Origin of the sequence: Paraburkholderia nemoris, from assembly GCF_905221015.1 — a bacterium.
Lineage (GTDB): Bacteria > Pseudomonadota > Gammaproteobacteria > Burkholderiales > Burkholderiaceae > Paraburkholderia > Paraburkholderia nemoris.
Map to the genome: position 1 here is coordinate 127,131 of NZ_CAJNBO010000018.1, position 18,972 is coordinate 146,102.

An 18,972-nucleotide genomic window follows, 5' to 3' on the forward strand; every position below is an offset into this window, starting at 1 on the left:
AGACGAATTGAATTCCGACGGTGCCCGGAGCAGCGTGTTGCAGCGCTGAAGATGGGCCGTCCATTGCCGTTCAGATCCACCAGCGCCGGGCTCGGGGCGAGGATCTATTTTTATGTTCGTTCTCTAGCTGTTTCGTGGGGAGTGGCCGCGTGCGATGACGAAGTACGAAGAGTTGCAAGCGGTTTGTATCAGTCGCAGCGAGTAGGAATACTAAGTTATAGGGATGCCGAATCGAGCGCTAACGCGCTTGGCAAGGCATGCCGCTAGATGCACCGTGTCTTCCGATGCCTCGCCCATTTTTATTGCTAGACCATCACCTGCTTTGTGAACATCGTGAAACTTTCCTGTCTTAACGCGCAGATGCTTGCGCGCCCCTTCCTGTCGTCCGCCGCCCGACCATCTCACCGAGGACGTCTTCTCATTGCGGCTTGCGGCGCAATGCTGCTAGCGGCCTGCCACCAGCGCGAAATCGTCGCTCCCGAGGCCAAGCCCGTCGTTGCTGTCACGGTTCATCCCGACGGGCGCACGGCGAGCGCCTCGTTGCCGGCTCAGATACAGGCGCGGTATTCGACGCCTCTTTCGTTCAGGATTGGAGGCAAGGTCACCGAACGGCGGGTGCGCATCGGCGATACCGTCAAGTCCGGACAGACCGTTGCGCTGCTCGACCCTACCGACCTGCGCAACAACCTGCTCAACGCGCGAGCACAGCTCGACGCCGCCGAACATCGTCTCGTGTACGCCAAACAGCAGCTCGATCGCGACCGCGCTCAGGCGCAGGCCAACCTCATTGCACCCGCGCAGATGGAGCAGACCCAGGACGCCTACGCTTCCGCCCTCGCGCAGCGCGATTCGGCGCTCGCCCAGATGGCGCTCGCCACGGATCACCTGCGCTACGCCACGCTTACGGCAGACCACGACGGCGTCATCACGTCGGAGGACGCCGACACCGGCCAGAACATTCAGGCAGATCAAGCCGTCTATCACCTCGACTGGACGGGAGACGTGGATGTTGTCTGCGACGCGTCCGAGCGGACGCTTGGCGCATTAACCGTCGGCAGCAATGCGCGGGTGAGCCTGTCTGCGCTGCCTGGTAAGACCTTCGAGGCGCGCGTGCGCGAGGTGTCGCCTGCCGCCGACCCGCAAAGCCGCACCTGGCGCGTGAAGCTCACGCTGGCCGCGCCGAGCCCCGACGTTCGCCTCGGCATGACGGCGAATGTTGCGTTCGATGCCGCCAGCGACGCGGCCACGGCACGTCCGTTCGCGCTGCCTGTGACGGCGCTCTTTCACAAAGGCGAGGACCCCGCTGTGTGGGTGGTGCGCGCCGGCAGCGACACCCTTGAGCTGCGCCCTGTCAGCATCGCGCGCTACGACGAACGCACGGTCTCTGTCACCGGCGGCTTGCACGACGGCGACCGCGTCGTGATGCAGGGCGTGCACGCAGTGAGCGCAGACCAACACGTCCAGGTGGTGGCCCCGTTGCATCCCGAGGATTTTTCGTCATGAACGCACGCGACAGTGAAACCGCTCAAGAGAGCGCGACCGTCACCACGTCCGACTCCGAGGCACATGGCGAAGGTGGCTTCAATCTCTCCGCGTGGGCGTTGCGCCATCAGCAGTTGGTGATCTTTCTGATCGGGCTTGCAACCCTGTTCGGCGTGATCGGTTATACGCAGCTTGCCCAGTCGGAAGACCCGCCGTTCACGTTCCGGACCATGGTGGTTAAAACTTACTGGCCGGGCGCGACTGCCCGCGAGGTGCAAGAACAGATCACGGATCGGATCGGCCGCCAGTTGCAGGCGGCACCGTATGTCGACAACATCAAGAGCTACTCACGGCCCGGCGAGTCGATGATCTTCTTCGCCATGAAGGATTCGGCCCCCGTCAAGGAGGTCCCGGAGACCTGGTACCAGGTGCGCAAGAAAGTGGGCGACATCTCGGCGACGCTGCCCAAGGGGACGGTTGGACCGTTTTTCAACGACGAGTTTGGTGACGTCTACACAAACATCTACGCGCTTGAAGGTGACGGCTTTACGCCTGCGCAACTGCACGACTACGCGGACCAGTTGCGCACGATCCTGCTGCGCGTGCCCGGCGTCGCCAAGGTCGACTACTTTGGCGACCCGGACCAACACATCTTCGTCGAGATATCGAATGCAGAGCTGACGGGGCTCTCTATCACGCCGCAGCAGCTCGCCCTGGCAATCGATGCACAAAATACCGTTACGCCCGTTGGCACCATTACGACGGCGGACGACCGGGTGTTCGTGCGACCGAGCGGCGCGTTCAAGGATGTGCAGGCGCTCGCCGACACGCTCATCACCGTGAACAAACGCACGTTCCGGCTCGGTGACATCGCGAAGATCACGCGCGGCTATGACGATCCGCCCGTCACCCAGATGCGCGTCGGGGGGCAGGCGGTGCTCGGCATCGGCGTGACGATGCAAAAAGGCGGCGACGTGATCAGCCTCGGCAAGGCGCTCGACGCTAAAACCGCCGAACTGCAGGCGGCCATGCCGGCGGGCCTCAAGCTGGCTCCCGTCTCGAGCATGCCTCACGCGGTCAAGCATTCAGTGGACGAGTTCGTCAGATCGGTCGGCGAAGCGGTAGCTATCGTACTGGTCGTGAGCCTCGTTTCGCTCGGCCTGCGCACCGGCATGGTCGTCGTGATCTCGATTCCGATCGTGCTCGCCGTGACGGCGCTTTGCATGCATGTGTTCAATATCGGACTGGACCAGGTCTCCCTTGGCACGCTCGTGCTCGCGCTGGGGCTGCTCGTCGACGACGCGATCATCGCCGTCGAAACGATGGCCGTGAAGCTCGAGCAGGGGTGGAGTCGCAAGCGCGCGGCGGCCTTTGCCTACACGAGCGCGGCATTCCCGATGCTGACTGGCACGCTCGTGACGGTATCGGGCTTCCTGCCGATCGCACTCGCGAAATCGAGTACGGGCGAATACACGCGTTCGATCTTCGAAGTGTCGGCCATTGCGCTGATCGTATCGTGGTTCGCTGCCGTCGTGCTGGTCCCCTTGCTGGGCTTCCACATGCTGCCCGAGCGCAAGAGCCACGAGAGTGGCGGACACCATCACGAGCACGATGTTTACAGCACCGGCTTCTACCGGCGCCTGTCGGGGTGGGTCGCGTGGTGTATCGAGCGTCGCTGGGCCGTGCTCGGCGTCACTGCCATGCTCTTTGCGATCGCGATGGCGGCCTTCACGCGCGTGCCGCAACAGTTCTTCCCCAACTCTGAACGGCCGGAGCTGCTTGTGGACCTGCGGCTGCCGGAAGGTGCTTCGTTCGAGGCGACCCTGCGTGAGGCGAAGCGCCTCGAAAAGGCGCTCGACGGCCAGCCTGCGATCGAGCATTTCGTGGACTTTGTGGGCACCGGCGCACCGCGCTTTTACCTGCCGCTCGACCAGCAGCTTCAGCAGCCAAACTTCGCGCAGTTCGTGATCACGGCCAGAAGCGTTGAAAACCGTGATGAGTTGATGCACTGGCTCGATGCCAAACTTGGGAGAGAGTTCTCCGGCGTGCGCACGCGTGTGGCGCGACTCGAGAACGGCCCGCCCGTGGGCTTTCCGATCAAGTTCCGGGTGAGCGGCAACGACATTGTGACCGTGCGCTCAATTGCTGAAAAGGTCGCCGAAAAGGTCCGCGCCGATTCCCGCACGCGCGATGTCCAGTTCGACTGGGACGAGCCGGCGGAACGGTCGATCTCGTTCGAGATCGATCAGAACAGGGCGCGCCAGCTTGGCGTGTCGTCGGAGGACGTATCGAACTTCCTGGCCATGACGCTTTCTGGCTACACGGTCACGCAGTTCCGTGAGCAGGACAAGCTGATCAACGTCGATCTGCGCGCGCCGAAGAGCGAACGTGTCAATCCTGCGCAACTCATGAGCCTGGCGATTCCGACGCCGAACGGCCCGGTTCCTCTCGGTTCCCTCGGACATGTTCGGAACACGCTTGAGTATGGGGTGATCTGGCAGCGCGACCGGCAACCGACGATCACCGTGCAGGCCGACATTCGGGGCAACGCGCAGGGCATCGACGTGACCCGCGATATCGAGCACGCGCTCGCCGGGCAGAAAGCCACGCTTCCAGTCGGCTATCGAATCGAGGTGGGCGGCTCCGTCGAAGAAAGCCTGAAAGGCCAGACCTCGATCAACGCCGAGATGCCGCTCATGATCATCGCCGTGCTGACGCTACTCATGATCCAGCTCAAGAGTTTCCTGCGGACGTTTATCGTCGTGCTGACGGCACCGCTCGGGCTGATCGGCGTCGTGGCCGCGCTGCTCCTGTTCGGCAAACCCTTTGGGTTCGTCGCGTTGCTCGGCGTGATTGCCATGTTCGGCATCGTCATGCGCAACTCCGTGATTCTGGTCGACCAGATCGACCAGGACATCGCGGCGGGGCATGGGCGCTTCGACGCGATTATCGGTGCAACCGTGAGGCGCTTCAGGCCGATCATGCTGACGGCCGCCGCCGCCGTGCTCGCCTTGATCCCGCTCTTGCGCTCAGCTTTCTTTGGGCCCATGGCGACCGCGCTGATGGGCGGTATCACGATTGCCACGGCACTGACCATTTTCTTCCTGCCGGCGCTCTACGCGACGTGCTTCAGGATCCGGCGCGACGAGCGCGGGATGCACCCGGTCGTCGTCGAGCATACGGAGATTTCATCATGAACTTTGGCTATAAGACATCCGTTATCGCCGTGGCTACGGCGCTCGCACTGACGGCCTGCTCGTTTGCCCCCAGCGGGGAGCCCCCGGTGATGCCTTCGCCCACGCATTACGGCGCGCAGGCGCAGCCGTCGAAGACAGTCGTGGCGGATGGCGTTGCGCAGCAATTCGATATCGGCTCGACGGCCGTTCCGCAATGGTGGCGGCTTTACCGGTCCGACGCGCTCGATGCGCTCGTCGACGAAGGCCTGCGCAACAGCCCGACGCTTGCGGCCACGCAGCGGACGCTCTCCGCCGCGCAAGAAGAACTGCGCGGGCAAATCGGTTCGTCCACGCTTCCGTCGGTCGACGCTGCCGCCCAGGTCGAGCGCGCGCGTTCACCGGTCGTGCCCGGCATCGGCCCAAGCGAGGTCCGCTATAACTTCTTTGCCGGGCAGATTCAAACGCACTACACGTTCGACCTCTTCGGTGCGACGCGCTACGCCAATGCGGCGGCTACCGATCGCGTGAATGTGCAGGCATATGAACTGGAAGCGGCTCGGCGCGCGCTCGCCGCCAACATCGTCGGCACGGCGATCAATGTGGCGGCGCTCGATCGCCAGATCGCGCTCACCGAGCGGCTCGTCGCCGTGGCGAGCGAAACTGCAAACGAGGATCAGCAACGGTACGCGCTCGGGTCCATTTCGCACGTGCAGGCGCTCAACTCGACGCAGGAGGCAGATTCGATCGCGGCGAGTCTTCCGGCCTTACACCAGCAGCGCGCCACAGCCGTCCACGCGCTGGCGGTACTGATGGGCCGGACGCCCGATAACGCACCGACCGTTCCCGACCTCGACAGCATGGCGTTGCCTGACCACGTGCCGGTCGTCGTGCCTTCGGAGCTCCTGCGTTCGCGTCCGGACATTCAGGCAGCCGATGCCGCCGTGAAGGCCGCCGCGGCCGACGTTGGCGCTGCGACCGCGCAACTCTTTCCGAGCCTGTCACTGACGGCCTCGATGGGCCGCGGGGGCTTTAGCTGGCCCGCGATGCTCTCAGGTGCAGGCGGGCTCTGGGCGATCGGTGCGGGCCTGTCCCAGCCGCTCTTCCATGGTGGGGCGTTGTTCGCGCAACGCAGAGCCTCGATTGATACCTACGCTGCGACGGTTCTGCACTACAAGTCGACAGTTCTGTCGGCATTCCAGGATGTCGCCGATTCGCTTGCCGCACTGGATAATGACGCGCAGACGCTGGCATCTGCCGAAAGATCGGCACAGGCAGCCCATGCCGCATTCGACGAAACGGCGTCGCGCGCCCGTCTGGGTTCCCTGCCGTCAACGGCGCAGCACGCTAGCGAGCAGCGGTTTCTCAACGCGCAGCTTGGCGCTGTACGCGCCGGGAGCCAGCGCATGAGCGATACCGCCGCACTCTTCCAGGCGATGGGCGAATTACCGGACGATCAGCTGCACGTGACGTCAAGGGAATGACCTTGACTTCGTGAGGTCGGGGAGAGCCTGCGAGTGCGATCTGCTATCCGCTATCCGCGGCGTTGATTACACATTTACTCATCGTATCGGGTTGGTGACCCCAATTCCGTAACCTACGTTGTCGTCGCCGGCCTCATTCCCCATCGACTTTCGTCTCGATGAGCGGCAACGCTCGCATTGCAATCTTCTCCGCCTCGGCGCGCTTGAGTCCGAGTGTTTGCAGAAGCGTTGCCGCCGTGCGCTCGGCGAAGTGCTCTCCGCTGAAGCCAAGTTCGTCGAGTAACTGCGCCGCCGGCGCGCTCGGCGCGACGAAATTCAGCTCGGCTGCAACTGCCGCGAGCACCGTGCCGCCAACCGAAAGAAAGCCGATGAAGGGGTCGGCGACTATAAAGCGCTTGGCGGCGATTCCATTTCCGATATCCCGCAGCAGCCGCTGACCCAGCCCGCGGCTCAGCACACCCGCAGAAAACCCTTCGCGTATCAGGAAGCGTCCCCATACGGGGTCGCGCCGCGCACGCATCAGGGTATGACGCACCGAGACGGCGATCACTTCTGCGGGGTCGGACAGGCCCCCCGCGAGTCGATCGAGCATGTCGGCGAACTCCTCGAACACGTTGTCTACAAGCGTCGCGTAGATGGCTTCCTTCGACTCGAAGTGGTTGTAGAACGATCCGAACCCGACGTCGGCGGCCTCGGTGATTTCGTTGATGGCTACGCCTTCCATGCCCTTTTCGGCCATCAGCCTGAGGGCCGCGTCGAGGAGGCGGGCGCGCGTCTCGCGCTTACGACGGGCACCACGCGGCTCGCGTTCTTCGGGAACGGCAACCGGGGCAACTGACGCCGCACGGGAAGGGCGCTTTGCTGTCGGGCGATTTGAAGTGTTCGGCATGATCGGTCCAGTTTTGGCCATGCCGAAGTATAGATGCTATTGTCTATGTTGACAAAATCATCATTTATGAATTTAATGTCACTAACGGCCATGTAGCGCCGGTCTAAGAAACAACAGACGGAGTGACTGTGGAGACAGCAGCAAAAGATGGTTCCGCGCCGCACAGCCGGGATGGCGAGGGTTGTGCGCCGATCGGGGCATTTCCGCGAGCCGTAGACGTTTTATTGGTGGGTTGCGGACCGGTGGGTGCAACGATTGCCAATCTGTTGGCACAGCACGGCGTGAACGTGATGGTTGTCGACAAGTCGACTGAAGTATTCATGGCGCCCCGTGCGATCGCGCTCGACAACGAAGCGCTGCGCATCCTTCAGCTTGCCGGCGTTGCGGAGAGCGATTTCGAGACGATCGCCATACCGTACGTCCGCATGAGGTCGCCAATGCTGGGACTGTTCGGTAGGGTGAATTCGCTGGGCAGCCTGGATGGTCATCCGAAGCTCGTCACCTTCTACCAGCCAGACCTTGAGCGGTGCCTACGCGCCCGGCTCGCGACATACGACTGTGCGCATGTCGCGTTGGGGGTTGAGCTCAAGAGCTTCACAGAAGAACGGGATCATGTGCTCGCAGCGTTAGATCTTGGCCAGGGGCGCACACATGTGGTCCGGGCCCGCTATCTGGTCGGCGCGGACGGGGCGAGTTCATTGGTACGCCAGCTCATTGGGCAGGAATTCAAGGGCAAGACATTCGCCGAGGACTGGCTGATCATCGATGCCCGCAACGTACCGCGTCCGATCGATCACATCGAGTTCATCTGCGATCACCGCCGGCCGATCCCGCATATGGTCGCGCCTGGCGGTCGCGAACGCTGGGAGTTCATGCTTCGGCCCGGCGAGCGCCGCGAGGATATGGAATCCGAGACGTGTATCCGGGATTTGCTTTCCCCCTGGGGCAGGGTGGAAGACATGATCATCGAGCGCAAGGCCGTGTATCGCTTCCATGCGCGCGCTGTCGATGCATTTAGCAAGGGCCGGGTGTTCCTGGCGGGCGACGCGGCCCACATCACGCCCCCATTCGTTGGGCAGGGATTGGTCGCAGGTCTTCGGGACGCCGCCAACCTTTGCTGGAAGCTCGCATGGGTGGTGCAAGGACGTGCCCATCCAGAGATTCTCGATACCTATGACGAGGAGCGGCGCCCCCACGCGAAGGCGATGATCAACCTCGCGAAGTTCATGGGCAAGCTCGTCATGCCCCGGAGTGGCGTCGTCGCCTTATTGACCCACGGGTTGATGCGTCTGTCGAGACTGGTACCTCGCCTACGCGCGCAATTCGAGGAGCTGCAGATCAAGCCAAAGAATGCATTCCGCCGCGGGCTGTTCGTCAAGGGCCGCTCGTCGACGAAGCTCGTTCGTGGCGCAGTCATCGCGCAAGGCTGGGTGAGAGGTTCGGATGGCACCACGCGTCTGAGCGACGACGTGCTCGGGCCGGGTCTCGCGTTGATCGGGTTTGGCGTGGACGCGGCGGCTACGCTCGAGCACGCGACGGCCGCAGCCTTTGCGCGTGCCGGAGGGCGCGTTGTCCAGATTGCCCACCGGGGGCAACGACTGCATCGTGCCCCGCGCGACAGCTGGGAAGATCTCGAAGGCGTATTTCTTCCCGGGCTGGTGCCCCTCGGGTGGGCTGCCGTAGTGCGGCCCGACAAGACGATCGTCCACGACGGCCCGGCAACCGATGCAAACCGTATTGTGCGCGAGAGTCTCGCCTTGCTGGGTAATCCCTTGAGCCTGCGGACGCCGGAAGTCGAAACCGCTATTCGAACCGCCTGATTTCTTATTCGTTATGAAACTGACCACTGCACAGCCGGCTCGTCACCCTGATCCCACGACGAAAGCGTCGGCATTGGCCTATCTGATATTCGAGCGGCCGGACCTCGGGAAGGCCGAGCAATTTCTCAATGATTTCGGGCTACGAACCGTATCGCGCGGTAAAGCACTATTGCTTCTGCGGGGAACGAGTGCTTCGCACTTCTGCTATGTCATCCGGAAGGCGTCGAAATCCCGGTTCATTGGCTTTGGGCTACAGGTCGACGACAGGGCCGATCTTGATGCGCTTGCAAGAGTGCCTGGCGCATCTGAGGTCGAACGCTCGCCATTGCCAGGCGGCGGCTATATGGTACGGCTGACCGACCCTTCCGGCTTTCGTGTCGATGCGATATGGGGCCAGGCGCCAGTCGCGACGTTGTCCCATCGGCCGCCATTGGCGTTTAACTCCGTAGATGCGGCCGTCCGGATTAACGGGACGCAGCGACCACCCGAGCGCGCGCCCGAAGTTATCCGGCTCGGACATGTCGTGCTTGAACTCGCCGACTATCAGGAAACCTGCGCATGGTATACGCAGCATTTCGGGTTTATCCCGAGCGATGTGCAGGTGCTTCCCGATGGCTCGCCCGTCGTCGCGTTCATGCGGCTTGATCTTGGTGACAAACCGGCCGATCACCATACGCTGGCGCTCGCACAAGGCTTCCTGCCCACCTACAGCCATAGCGCCTACGAAGTCGTCGATGCAGACGCGGTCGGCATGGGCCAGCGCGTCCTGCGCGAGAGGGGGTGGACGCACGCGTGGGGAATCGGACGCCATATCCTGGGCAGCCAGATCTTCGACTACTGGCAGGACCCGTGGGGCGACAAACATGAGCACTATTGCGACGGCGATCTCTTTACGGCCGATGCACCGACCGGTGTCCATGGCGTGAGTCGTGAGGCGATGGCGCAATGGGGACCAACAATGCCGCGCAGTTTCACGAAGCCCAAATTCACACCTTCGAGCATCGTGGCGCTTTTCAGGAACCTGCGCCGCAGCCCCGACCTGACGCTGAGCAAGCTGCGGACGCTGGCAAAGCTTTTCGCTTGAACCAACCCTTTCCATAGAATCCGGAGATAGATAAATGGCACTTCACGTTCTGCATTACCTGCACCATGGCCGCGCCCAGTGGGGCGTGGTCGCTAATGGCACTATCACGCCGATTCCCGGCGAGTTCAAGACGACCGCCGAGTTTATCGAGGCCAATCCGGTCGAACGGCTGTTCGTGCTGAGCGCTCCGACGATTCCCGAATCGGAAGTGCAATGGTTGTCGCCAGTGACCGCCAATCAGCAGTTCATCTGCCAGGGCGCGAATTATCGCCAGCATATGATCGAGTCCGGCATGGACCCGGATGTGAAGAAATTCAACATGATCTTCACGAAGGCGACGAGCTGCATCGTTCCAGCCGATTCGCCCGTCGTGAAGCCAAATGAAGTCCAGTTCCTCGACTATGAGATCGAACTCGGTCTTGTCCTCAAACGCGACGTTACGTCCCGCGAGATCGTCACCGACGACAACCTGCATGACTACATCGCGGGCGCCGTGATCGTCAACGACTATTCCGCGCGCGATATCCAGATTCCACAGATGCAGTTCTACAAGGGCAAGAGTTATCGCACTTTTGGCCCTGTCGGCCCTTACCTTTGCCTCCTCGCGAAACAGGATATTCCAAAGCTGAAGGAGCTCGTGCTGACGCTGACGGTAAACGGAACCGTTCGCCAGAATGACTCCACGGCGGGCCTTGTCTACGGCCCGGCAGAGACCTTGACGGAGATTTCCGCCATACACGACCTGCGCGCCGGGGACCTGCTCGCGACCGGCACGCCCTCCGGTTGTGCCCTGAGCATTCCGTCACCGGAAAAGATGCGCGCCGCGGCGCAGCTGCCTGAAGCGGAAAAATGGCGTCTTTTCCTGAAGATGCAGGAGGAAAGGCCGCAGTACCTGAGGGTGGGGGACGTCGTGGAGGCAAATATCGTCAGCAATGACCGCTCGATCGATCTGGGCGTACAGCATAACGTCGTTATGGAACAGGCGGCATGAAAGGCGTCGCAAACGTACACGATGTCCTTGCCATTGAAACGCAGGGGCAACTGGCGGATCTTCCGTCGAGTACCTACGAGATGATTTGCCGGGGCGCCGCCATCAATCCAGTGGCACCCGCACTTTCGTTCTTTGCAACGGCCGACGACCACCGGAACGCTGAGTGCTGGACGTATGGTGAACTCGTGCGCGATGTCACGCGAACCGCGAACATGTTTGCGCGCCTGGGAGTACAGCGCGACTCGGTTGTTGCATACGTTCTGCCCAATCTCCCTGAAACGCACCTGGTGATCTGGGGCGGGGAAGCCGCCGGGATTGTCTGCGCGATCAATCCGCTGCTTGAGAGTGAAGCCATCGGCGAACTGCTCAACGCCTCAGGTGTGAGCGTGCTCGTGACCCTGGCGCCGTTTCCCGGAACTGACCTCTGGCAAAAGGTGCAAGCGGTGTTGCGCACGGTGCCTTCCCTTCAGCATCTGGTGCTGGTGAATCCGGCCGACCGCATGCCGGGCGAAAAGGGATTTGCGGCCCGGATGCTTCAACGTGGCGAGTCTTCGAAACTGCATGGGCCTGGCGGCGTTCACGGTGCCGTTCCTGCGCATGTCGGCATCCACGATTTCAGCACCGCCATCGCGGGGGAGTCCGGGGTGGCGCTCAGCAGCACGCGTCGACTGAGCATCGATGATGTGTCGTCGTTCTTTTGCACGGGCGGTACCACCGGGCTGCCGAAGATTGCGGTTCGACGGCACGGCAACGAAGTGGCCAATGCGTGGAACGCGGGGCAATTCTTCGGCGAAAGCATTGGTCCGGGAAAAGCGATTTTTTGCGGACTACCGCTTTTCCACGTGAACGCCGTGATGGTGACAGGTCTGCTGGCGTTCTCGCGTGGTGCCCACGTCGTGCTCGGCACACCGCAAGGTTATCGGGGCGAAGGCGTTGTAAAGCGTTTCTGGGAAATTGTCGAGCATTACCGCATCAACTTCTTCAGCGCTGTCCCGACACTCTACGGATCGCTGCTGGACGTTCCAGTTGGCGAGCACGATATCAGCTCGCTCGAGTATGGACTGTGTGGCGCCGCCCCCATGCCGGTGGAATTACTTCGCACTTTCCAGGATCGTACAGGAATAAGAATCCTTGAGGGCTACGGCCTTACGGAAGGTACCTGCGTTAGCAGCGTGAACCCTCCGCTTGGCGAGCGCAGGGTCGGTTCGATTGGTCTTCGTCTGCCAGGTCAGGCAATGAAAGCAGTGGTGGTCGATGAAACCGGCCGGTATGTACGGGATTGCGTTGCGGATGAGGTCGGCCAGCTGGTTATCTCCGGGCCAAACGTGTTCGTTGGCTATACCCGGCCGGAGCAGAACAGTGGCATCTGGATGGAAAGTGGCGACGGCGGCCGCTGGCTCAATACCGGAGATATCGGACGGTGCGACCCCGACGGTTACTTCTGGCTCACCGGCCGGCAGAAGGAGCTGATTATCCGGGGCGGGCACAACATCGACCCTGCGGCAATCGAAGAACCACTGCATCGCCATCCCGCAGTCCAGATCGCGGCAGCCGTAGGCCGTCCCGATATGCACGCAGGCGAGCTGCCGGTTGCCTATGTCCAGCTAAAGCCGGGTACAACGGCAACGGAAGCGGAATTGGCCGAGTTTCTGCGCCATCAGATAAACGAACGCGCCGCGTTGCCAAAGGGGATACGGATCGTGGATGCGATGCCGCTGACGGGCGTCGGCAAGATCTTCAAGCCTGCGCTAAAACGGCGAGAAATGGCAGACGCCCTGGAGTCGGCCCTCGTAGAGGCTGGTGTAGAGGATGCAACCATTAGCCTCATTGATGACACCTCGCGTGGAATTTCACTTCACGTCGAACTTGGCGACCCCGCGTTCGAAGCATTGGCGACTTCCGCGCTCGGACGCTTTCCGTTCGCATTTTCGATCTCGGCCGCCGCGAGGCCAGTACGGGCGGAGCAACCGACGGGGACGGACCCAGCAGCAACAGATGCGTAGGGCAGGCCAACGTGACACGAACCACGACATCATAGGGACGTGTTCGGTCGTGCGACCGGATTAGAGGGTGATCGGAAGTACCCGCCGCGATGCCGCGTTGAGATGGCCACCAGCGTATTTGATTTAGTACATCTATTCGTTTGGAATTCTCTTTCTTCCGGCATCGAGACGGAACGCCTGGCTATGCACGCTTACTAGAGTGAAGGGCGATGGGGGTAGGCGGCGGTCTAGCTATACGAAAGACGGACAGTAATAAATTTAGCAGTTCGAATGGAAGCACACTGATCAACAAGATTTTCCAGACAAAGAGACAGGAGAAGAGACATGAAGGATTACAAACGCACGATCAGTTCGGTCGGTATGGCGGCTTGCATCTGCTCGGCTGGGTTTATCGACAATGCCAATGCGCAGTCGGCTGGAAGCATAACGCTGTCGACAGGATGGCTTCACATTGCGCCGCAGGGCGACGCAACGCCACTAACCGTGGAAAGCATTGGCGGGGTAGCGGTGAATCAGCAGCTATCTGGTAGCGGAGCGCATGCGAGCTCAACAGATACGGTGGGAATTACCACTGAGTACTACGTCACGGACAACATGGGTGTCGCCATGCTTTTTGGACTACCAATGAAGGTGAATCTCATTGGCGACGGGACGCTGCAGAAGTATGGCAAGCTCGGCACAACAAGGCCCATGCCGCCCGCCATCGAACTTCGATACCACCTGTTTTCAGCCGAATCGAAATTCCGTCCGTTCCTGGGGCTCGGCGTGAACTATACGTGGTTCACCCAGGTTCGGACAACCAATAGCCAATTTGTCACTGATAGCCTTGGTCCAGGCGGCTCGGCACGTGCGACACTCAGTTCATCGTGGAATCCTGTATTCGAGGTCGGGGCAAATTACGCGATTACAAAACACTGGTCGGTCGGAACCTCTCTTGGCTACGTTCCGGTGAGAACCCACCTTACGTTATACGGGCAGACCGCAACGGGAACGCAGATCGTTTCCAAATCCACGCTCCGGCTCAATCCGCTTAACGTCTTCCTGAACGTCGCCTATACGTTCTAGCGCGTACAGATCGTCGATGCGCCAATCGAGGGGTTTGAACGCTCTTCAGGGACAGAGGCAAGCAAAATGTTTTCTGCTGCGTACTTGCGCCCAGGAGACTCTATTTTCAAAAAGCTCGACCGTGATTTCAGGTGTCTCGCTTAATGCAGCGCGTGAGTGAGATTCGTGGATTGCCTGCTTCTGTCACCGTTGATAACGGTCCGGAGTTTGCCGGCAGGTTTGCATGCCGTTCCCGGCTGGTGTGGGAGTTCATGCGGGGTAGATCATGACCGCGTGCCATCCGGCAGCGCAAGGGTATAGCCACCGGATTGACGATCGAGTGGGAATAGGGGGGTAATTATTTTTTAAATCAACGAGTTACGGCGACTGATAAAGAGCGATCGCCGAATTCTAAATTGGCGAAGGTCGGTCAGTAACCTGTTGGAAAATTTGGAGATTTTCTATTTCATCTGACTTTTCTGGGAGCTCTGCGAGCTCAATTCTGGCGAATCAGAGCCTCTCGAGAACTTCAAGAAAGAGCAATATGCCGATGAAGAAGCCAATCCATCTCACCGTGGTCATGAGGCTGGTGAGCCGAACAGCGAGCGAGTTCACGGCGTCCGCGACAGGGTTCGCCGTTAATTCATCACCGCGGTCGCCGCTCGCCGTCGCGGTACGCAATTGAGCAGTTGCGAGGTCAATACGAAGGTGGGTGACGTAGCCAATTGCGATTTCCGGACATTCGATTGCGCCGTCGCTTTTGTTGGGCCTGAGAAAAAAGTTGGGCTCGCGCCGAGGGTTAGCCATAGCGCTTTCGGCCGTGTAGAGGTGTCGCAGCGCCAGTCCCAACTCGACTGCGCCAAACTGGCCATCTGACATCGCCTTCGAAAGCGCATGTATACAGGCTTCGGGAATGTGGCAGGCGAGCCACCACTGATCGGGTTCGCCCGTCTCCGCGTCGGCCAGATTGACTCCGAGACGAGCAGTACCGAGCGGCACGTCGGCAAACGAAATACCGAGTTCGTCCTCCAACTCGCGCAGACCTAACCGGTCAGCCTTGCTGACGTCGCGTGCTTCGAAGGACACCTCAACGGCGTGCATCGCGTGTTCAGCGTCGCCAATGATCGACAGCTCCTGGCCATCGAGATGCGCCACTCCGTGCAGCGACGTGGAAAGTGTTGGCTGTTTGTCTGCGTCCAGAGGCTCTGCGAGCTGTTGCGCCACATGAAGCTGTTCCAACCTCAACCACATTGACCGAGCTGGGAAATACGTGCGCTTCTCGCCATCCAACCCAACATGTTCGAGGGCGTGATCCTTCCGCTCAATTAATTCCGTCGCGGCGTTTTTTTCCAGAAACTCCATGGCGCGCCCCACTCGTGATTGCGTCAAGCCCTTGAGCGATAAAGGCCAAGGACGTGGGTGTTGTCCGTCTGAGCGCGTGGTCAAAGCGCCGACGGTTGCATATTGCAATGCAGCATGCTGATGGTAGGAATTCTACCCATCCGGACGTTTGGTGGATATTAGGAAGAGCACACATAAATTGCAATTTCTTTCTGAGCCCACTCTAGCCGGCCAAATCCGAAGAACGTCACTGGGTTTGCCCTACCGCAAGTGTAGGGGGGTGACCCATCCCAGGCTCCGTCGCTCTTGTTCAGAATCCAGATACGGGCTGATGTAACAACGTAACCAGCCCGCATTCGCAGTAGAGCATGACGTCCGGCGCGTATCGCACCGGCTGACCCCTGGGACGGAGGTCATATGTTCAGTACCCGCGTTTATCGCAGCAGTGTTGTCGCGCTGCTGTTCCTGCTATTTGCAGTTCCTTCGTTCGGCCAGTCGTTCCGGGTGCAATGCCCGCCAACCACGCCGGCGCATCCGACGGCACTGCCGCCTGGTACAGGGGAGCCCGCCTACACCGGGCCGTCCTACACCGGACAGACCTCCACGTCGACCGGCGTCGTCAACGGCGCGATCAAGTGCCAGCAGATCTCGGGCGGTGATGGTTACGCAACGATGGCGAACGGCGTGCAGACCTACCTGTTCGCTTTCGGCCCGTTGTCCGGGCTCGCCGACATCAAGGCGGGCCTTCCGGGCACCGAGTTCGCCTCGGTGTTCAACACCGTCGGCGACCCAAGGTCGGACCCGACCTACAACGGCGCGGTCGGCCTCGTGCCTGATCCGGAATCGGTGCCGCCGGGCCAGTTGACCGGCCACGTCGATCCACGACCCATCATGGATATCGGCGTGATGAACGGCAACGAGCCGGCGCCGACGATGGCGATCGACGAGGACGACGAGTTCTTCCTCACGCTGACGAACGTCGGGATGATCATGCGCCCCGACCTGTTCGAGCGGCACACTGTGCATTTCCACGGCTATCCGAATGCCTCGTCGTTCTATGACGGTGTGCCGGATGCGTCGGTGGCGATCAACATCGGCGCGAGCTTCACGTACTATTATCTCGCGCCGGATGCCGGCACCTACTTCTGGCACTGCCACATCACGCCGCCGGAACATTTGCAGATGGGGATGGTCGGCCAGATCTTCGTGCGACCGCGCCAGAATCGCGTTCCCGGTGGTGCGTCGCTGTACAGCTCGCTGCAGCAGCAGCAATTGGATCTGCGCACGAAATGCGGCACTGACATTCTGTGCACGACACCGCTGCCACCTGCGAACAGCGTTCTCCACGTCAACAACAAGAGCGGCAAGCCGACGCTCTACGCGTACAACGACGGCGATGGCTCGACGGCCTACGATGTCGAATACCCGGTGCAGATACACGGCTTCGATCCGAACTTCCACTTCATTGGCATGACGTTCAATCCGGAGCCGTTCACCGACATGAAGGACAAGCTCTTCATGTTGAACGGACGCAGCTATCCGGACACCGTGAATCCGAACCCGCTGTCGACACAGGTCGCCGACGGTACACCGCATTTTTCGCAACCGCTGCCGACGCTGATCAACATTCCGGCTGGCGGCAGGGCGCTGCTGCGGATCTCGGACCTGGACGTCACCGAGTATCAGACGCTGGCGTCGCTTGGCATTCCGATGCACGTGGTCGGTATCAACGCCCGCTTGCTGCGCGACATGTCCGGCAACGACATGACCTACAACACGAACTCGATCACGCTGGGCGGTGGCGAATCGATCGACGTGATCCTCGACGCCAGCGACACGACGAAATATAAGCCGGGTGCGATCTTTTACCTGTACACCCCGAATCTCGATCACCTGGCCAACGACCAGGAAAACTTCGGCGGCTTGATGACCGAGGTCCACATCTGCAACGCAGTGGACCCGACCAAGAAGTCCTGCACCTAGGAGAAGAGCCGTGGGACACATCAATCACAACACATGGATCGCCACGCTCGCGCGTCTTGGGCGGCTTGCACGGTTCGGTGCGGCGATGCTCGCCACGCTTGTCTGCATGCACGCGCAAGCCGCCGCGCCCGGCATCACGGGGACGCACTTCGACCTGAGTGCCGAGGCGAACCGCATCACCCAACCCGACGGCGCGAGCGTTTATTCGTGGGGCTATGGATGCCGCACGGCGCCGGCCGGCTTTTCGCCGTCCACGATCGCAGGCGCGAACTGTCCGAGCATGCAGATTCCCGGTCCGACGCTAATCGTGAAGCAGGGCGATGTCGTCACGGTGACGCTCACCAATAACCTGCCGGCGGCGGCGGGCAACACGTCGATCCTCTTTCCGGGATTCCAGGTCTGCGCCGCGGCACTGAACCCCGACGGGACCTGTCCTGCCGCGCTCACCGGCTCGCCGGGATTGCTGACCCGCGAGGCCGCCCACGGCAGCACGGTCACGTATAGCTTCGTTGCGGCGACACCTGGCACGCATGCCTACTACAGCGGCACGCAAGGCGATCTGCAGATCGAGATGGGCCTGTATGGCGCGATCATCGTTTTGCCGACCTCCTCACCCGGCACGGTTGCGGTGCCTACTGGTTGCCGGGCAGTCGCGGCGACGCTGCCGGATGGGCAACCCGACTTCCGCAATGCCGGCGCGGCCTATAACCACAGCGCAGCCTGCTACGACCGTGAGTATCTTTTTCAGTTCTCCGAAATGGATCCGCGCATTCATGCGCAGGCGGAACAGCAGGCGGCGAACGCGTGCACGGCACCGAACGGCTGCATGACCGTCGAGACAGAGCCTTACCACCCGGCCTATTTCATGGTCAACGGCCGCTCGATGCCGGACGACATGGACCCGAACTACGCCGTGCAGTATCCGCATCAGCCCTACAACGGCAATCCGCACATGCACCCGGGTGAACTGGTTCTGTTGCGGATTATCGGCACCGGCCGCTGGCAGCATCCGTTCCACGAGCACGGCAATCACGTGCGGGTGTTGGCGCGCGATGGAAACATGATCCTGAGCAAGACGGACCCGACCAAGGTGGCCGGACCGCTGCTGTTCACGACGACCACGACGCCGGGTCTCACGATGGACGGAATTTTCTACTGGACGGGCAAGGGCCTGAACTGGGATGTCTATGGGCATAAGCCTGGGGATCTGTACACCGATACCGATCCGAAATACGCGGCTTATCTCGGCAAGCCGGTTGTCTGCATCCCGGACGTGAACGGCTACTACACGGCCGACCCGCTGGCGCCGAACTACTACGAGTGGTGCGCCGATCACGGCAAGGCACTCGAAGCGCATCCGTTCGGCAACGTGGGTAGCGGCGGGCCGGTCACCCTGCCGGACTCGCACGTGCTGACCAACGGCTTCTGGTATGGCGGCAGTCCTTATCTTGGGCCCGACGCGACCGTACGCGCCACTGCGCCCACCGGGACCACGCCGCCGAGCGGGACGGTCGTGAATCCACCCACGACAGAAGCAGGGTTCGCATTCATGTGGCACTCGCATAACGAGCGCGAGATCACCACGAACAACATCTTCCCAGGCGGAATGATGATGATGATGCTCGTCGATCCACAGGTTTTCCTGATTGACGAATCCAATTAGAGGCGGGGAGAAGCG

At 61.1% G+C, this 18,972-nt stretch carries 12 protein-coding genes; 10 read left to right on the plus strand and 2 right to left on the minus strand.

The features are described from left to right. Window positions 1-438: 438 nt before the first annotated feature. From KHO33_RS26420 to KHO33_RS26430, 3 genes are read left to right on the plus strand one after another with little or no spacing between them, the layout of a single operon-like run. The gene (locus tag KHO33_RS26420) at window positions 439-1,503 is read left to right on the plus strand and encodes an efflux RND transporter periplasmic adaptor subunit (protein ID WP_328822809.1); all 1,065 of its coding nucleotides are present in this window, start codon (window positions 439-441) and stop codon (window positions 1,501-1,503) included. Beyond that, the gene (locus tag KHO33_RS26425; RefSeq protein ID WP_200565865.1) at window positions 1,500-4,679 is read left to right on the plus strand and encodes an efflux RND transporter permease subunit; all 3,180 of its coding nucleotides are present in this window, start codon (window positions 1,500-1,502) and stop codon (window positions 4,677-4,679) included. Before KHO33_RS26420 ends, KHO33_RS26425 begins: the two co-directional genes overlap by 4 nt. Then, window positions 4,676-6,139, plus strand: coding sequence for an efflux transporter outer membrane subunit (locus tag KHO33_RS26430; protein WP_200565866.1), 1,464 nt, complete (start codon window positions 4,676-4,678; stop codon window positions 6,137-6,139). Before KHO33_RS26425 ends, KHO33_RS26430 begins: the two co-directional genes overlap by 4 nt. A 133-nt stretch (window positions 6,140-6,272) precedes the next feature. Here the strand turns inward: KHO33_RS26430 and KHO33_RS26435 are convergent, their stop codons facing one another. Beyond that, entirely contained in the window at window positions 6,273-7,028 is a 756-nt protein-coding gene (locus KHO33_RS26435; protein WP_200565867.1) for a TetR/AcrR family transcriptional regulator, read from the minus strand. Between the two features lie 191 nt (window positions 7,029-7,219). On the opposite strand from KHO33_RS26435, the gene KHO33_RS26440 reads away from it, so the two are divergent. The 5 genes from KHO33_RS26440 to KHO33_RS26460 all read left to right on the plus strand — a co-directional run bounded on the left by KHO33_RS26440 (window position 7,220) and on the right by KHO33_RS26460 (window position 13,991). Further along, window positions 7,220-8,848: a bifunctional 3-(3-hydroxy-phenyl)propionate/3-hydroxycinnamic acid hydroxylase gene (locus KHO33_RS26440; protein ID WP_268963356.1), complete on the plus strand. Its 1,629-nt coding sequence runs from the start codon at window positions 7,220-7,222 to the stop codon at window positions 8,846-8,848. A gap of 13 nt (window positions 8,849-8,861) precedes the next feature. After that, window positions 8,862-9,932, plus strand: coding sequence for a VOC family protein (locus KHO33_RS26445; protein WP_200565869.1), 1,071 nt, complete (start codon window positions 8,862-8,864; stop codon window positions 9,930-9,932). A 34-nt stretch (window positions 9,933-9,966) separates the two neighbouring features. Further along, window positions 9,967-10,923, plus strand: a complete 957-nt coding sequence (locus KHO33_RS26450) for a fumarylacetoacetate hydrolase family protein (RefSeq protein WP_200565870.1) — start codon at window positions 9,967-9,969, stop codon at window positions 10,921-10,923. Then, window positions 10,920-12,926, plus strand: a complete 2,007-nt coding sequence (locus KHO33_RS26455) for an acyl-CoA synthetase (RefSeq protein WP_054035200.1) — start codon at window positions 10,920-10,922, stop codon at window positions 12,924-12,926. The genes KHO33_RS26450 and KHO33_RS26455 overlap by 4 nt, the downstream gene beginning before the upstream one ends. A gap of 324 nt (window positions 12,927-13,250) precedes the next feature. Continuing rightward, window positions 13,251-13,991 carry an OmpW/AlkL family protein gene (locus tag KHO33_RS26460; protein ID WP_054035201.1) on the plus strand — a complete coding sequence of 247 codons (741 nt, stop codon included), beginning with the start codon at window positions 13,251-13,253 and terminating at the stop codon, window positions 13,989-13,991. A 489-nt stretch (window positions 13,992-14,480) separates the two neighbouring features. Here the strand turns inward: KHO33_RS26460 and KHO33_RS26465 are convergent, their stop codons facing one another. Beyond that, window positions 14,481-15,332 carry a hypothetical protein gene (locus tag KHO33_RS26465; protein WP_200565871.1) on the minus strand — a complete coding sequence of 284 codons (852 nt, stop codon included), beginning with the start codon at window positions 15,330-15,332 and terminating at the stop codon, window positions 14,481-14,483. A gap of 396 nt (window positions 15,333-15,728) precedes the next feature. Between KHO33_RS26465 and KHO33_RS26470 the strand changes: the two genes are divergently transcribed. Next, window positions 15,729-17,294 carry a multicopper oxidase domain-containing protein gene (locus tag KHO33_RS26470; RefSeq protein WP_200565872.1) on the plus strand — a complete coding sequence of 522 codons (1,566 nt, stop codon included), beginning with the start codon at window positions 15,729-15,731 and terminating at the stop codon, window positions 17,292-17,294. Between the two features lie 10 nt (window positions 17,295-17,304). Continuing rightward, on the plus strand, window positions 17,305-18,957 hold the full coding sequence (locus tag KHO33_RS26475) for a multicopper oxidase family protein (RefSeq protein ID WP_200565873.1): 1,653 nt from the start codon (window positions 17,305-17,307) through the stop codon (window positions 18,955-18,957). The last annotated feature ends 15 nt before the right edge of the window (window positions 18,958-18,972 follow it).

What these genes read in the sequence shown, in the direction of transcription:
- KHO33_RS26445 (WP_200565869.1), top strand. Translation starts at nt 8,862, where the DNA reads ATGAAACTGACCACTGCACAGCCGGCTCGTCACCCTGATCCCACGACG.
- KHO33_RS26420 (WP_328822809.1), top strand. Translation starts at nt 439, where the DNA reads ATGCTGCTAGCGGCCTGCCACCAGCGCGAAATCGTCGCTCCCGAGGCC.
- KHO33_RS26460 (WP_054035201.1), top strand. Translation starts at nt 13,251, where the DNA reads ATGAAGGATTACAAACGCACGATCAGTTCGGTCGGTATGGCGGCTTGC.
- KHO33_RS26455 (WP_054035200.1), top strand. Translation starts at nt 10,920, where the DNA reads ATGAAAGGCGTCGCAAACGTACACGATGTCCTTGCCATTGAAACGCAG.
- KHO33_RS26435 (WP_200565867.1), bottom strand. Translation starts at nt 7,028, where the DNA reads ATGCCGAACACTTCAAATCGCCCGACAGCAAAGCGCCCTTCCCGTGCG.
- KHO33_RS26465 (WP_200565871.1), bottom strand. Translation starts at nt 15,332, where the DNA reads ATGGAGTTTCTGGAAAAAAACGCCGCGACGGAATTAATTGAGCGGAAG.
- KHO33_RS26470 (WP_200565872.1), top strand. Translation starts at nt 15,729, where the DNA reads ATGTTCAGTACCCGCGTTTATCGCAGCAGTGTTGTCGCGCTGCTGTTC.
- KHO33_RS26430 (WP_200565866.1), top strand. Translation starts at nt 4,676, where the DNA reads ATGAACTTTGGCTATAAGACATCCGTTATCGCCGTGGCTACGGCGCTC.
- KHO33_RS26425 (WP_200565865.1), top strand. Translation starts at nt 1,500, where the DNA reads ATGAACGCACGCGACAGTGAAACCGCTCAAGAGAGCGCGACCGTCACC.
- KHO33_RS26450 (WP_200565870.1), top strand. Translation starts at nt 9,967, where the DNA reads ATGGCACTTCACGTTCTGCATTACCTGCACCATGGCCGCGCCCAGTGG.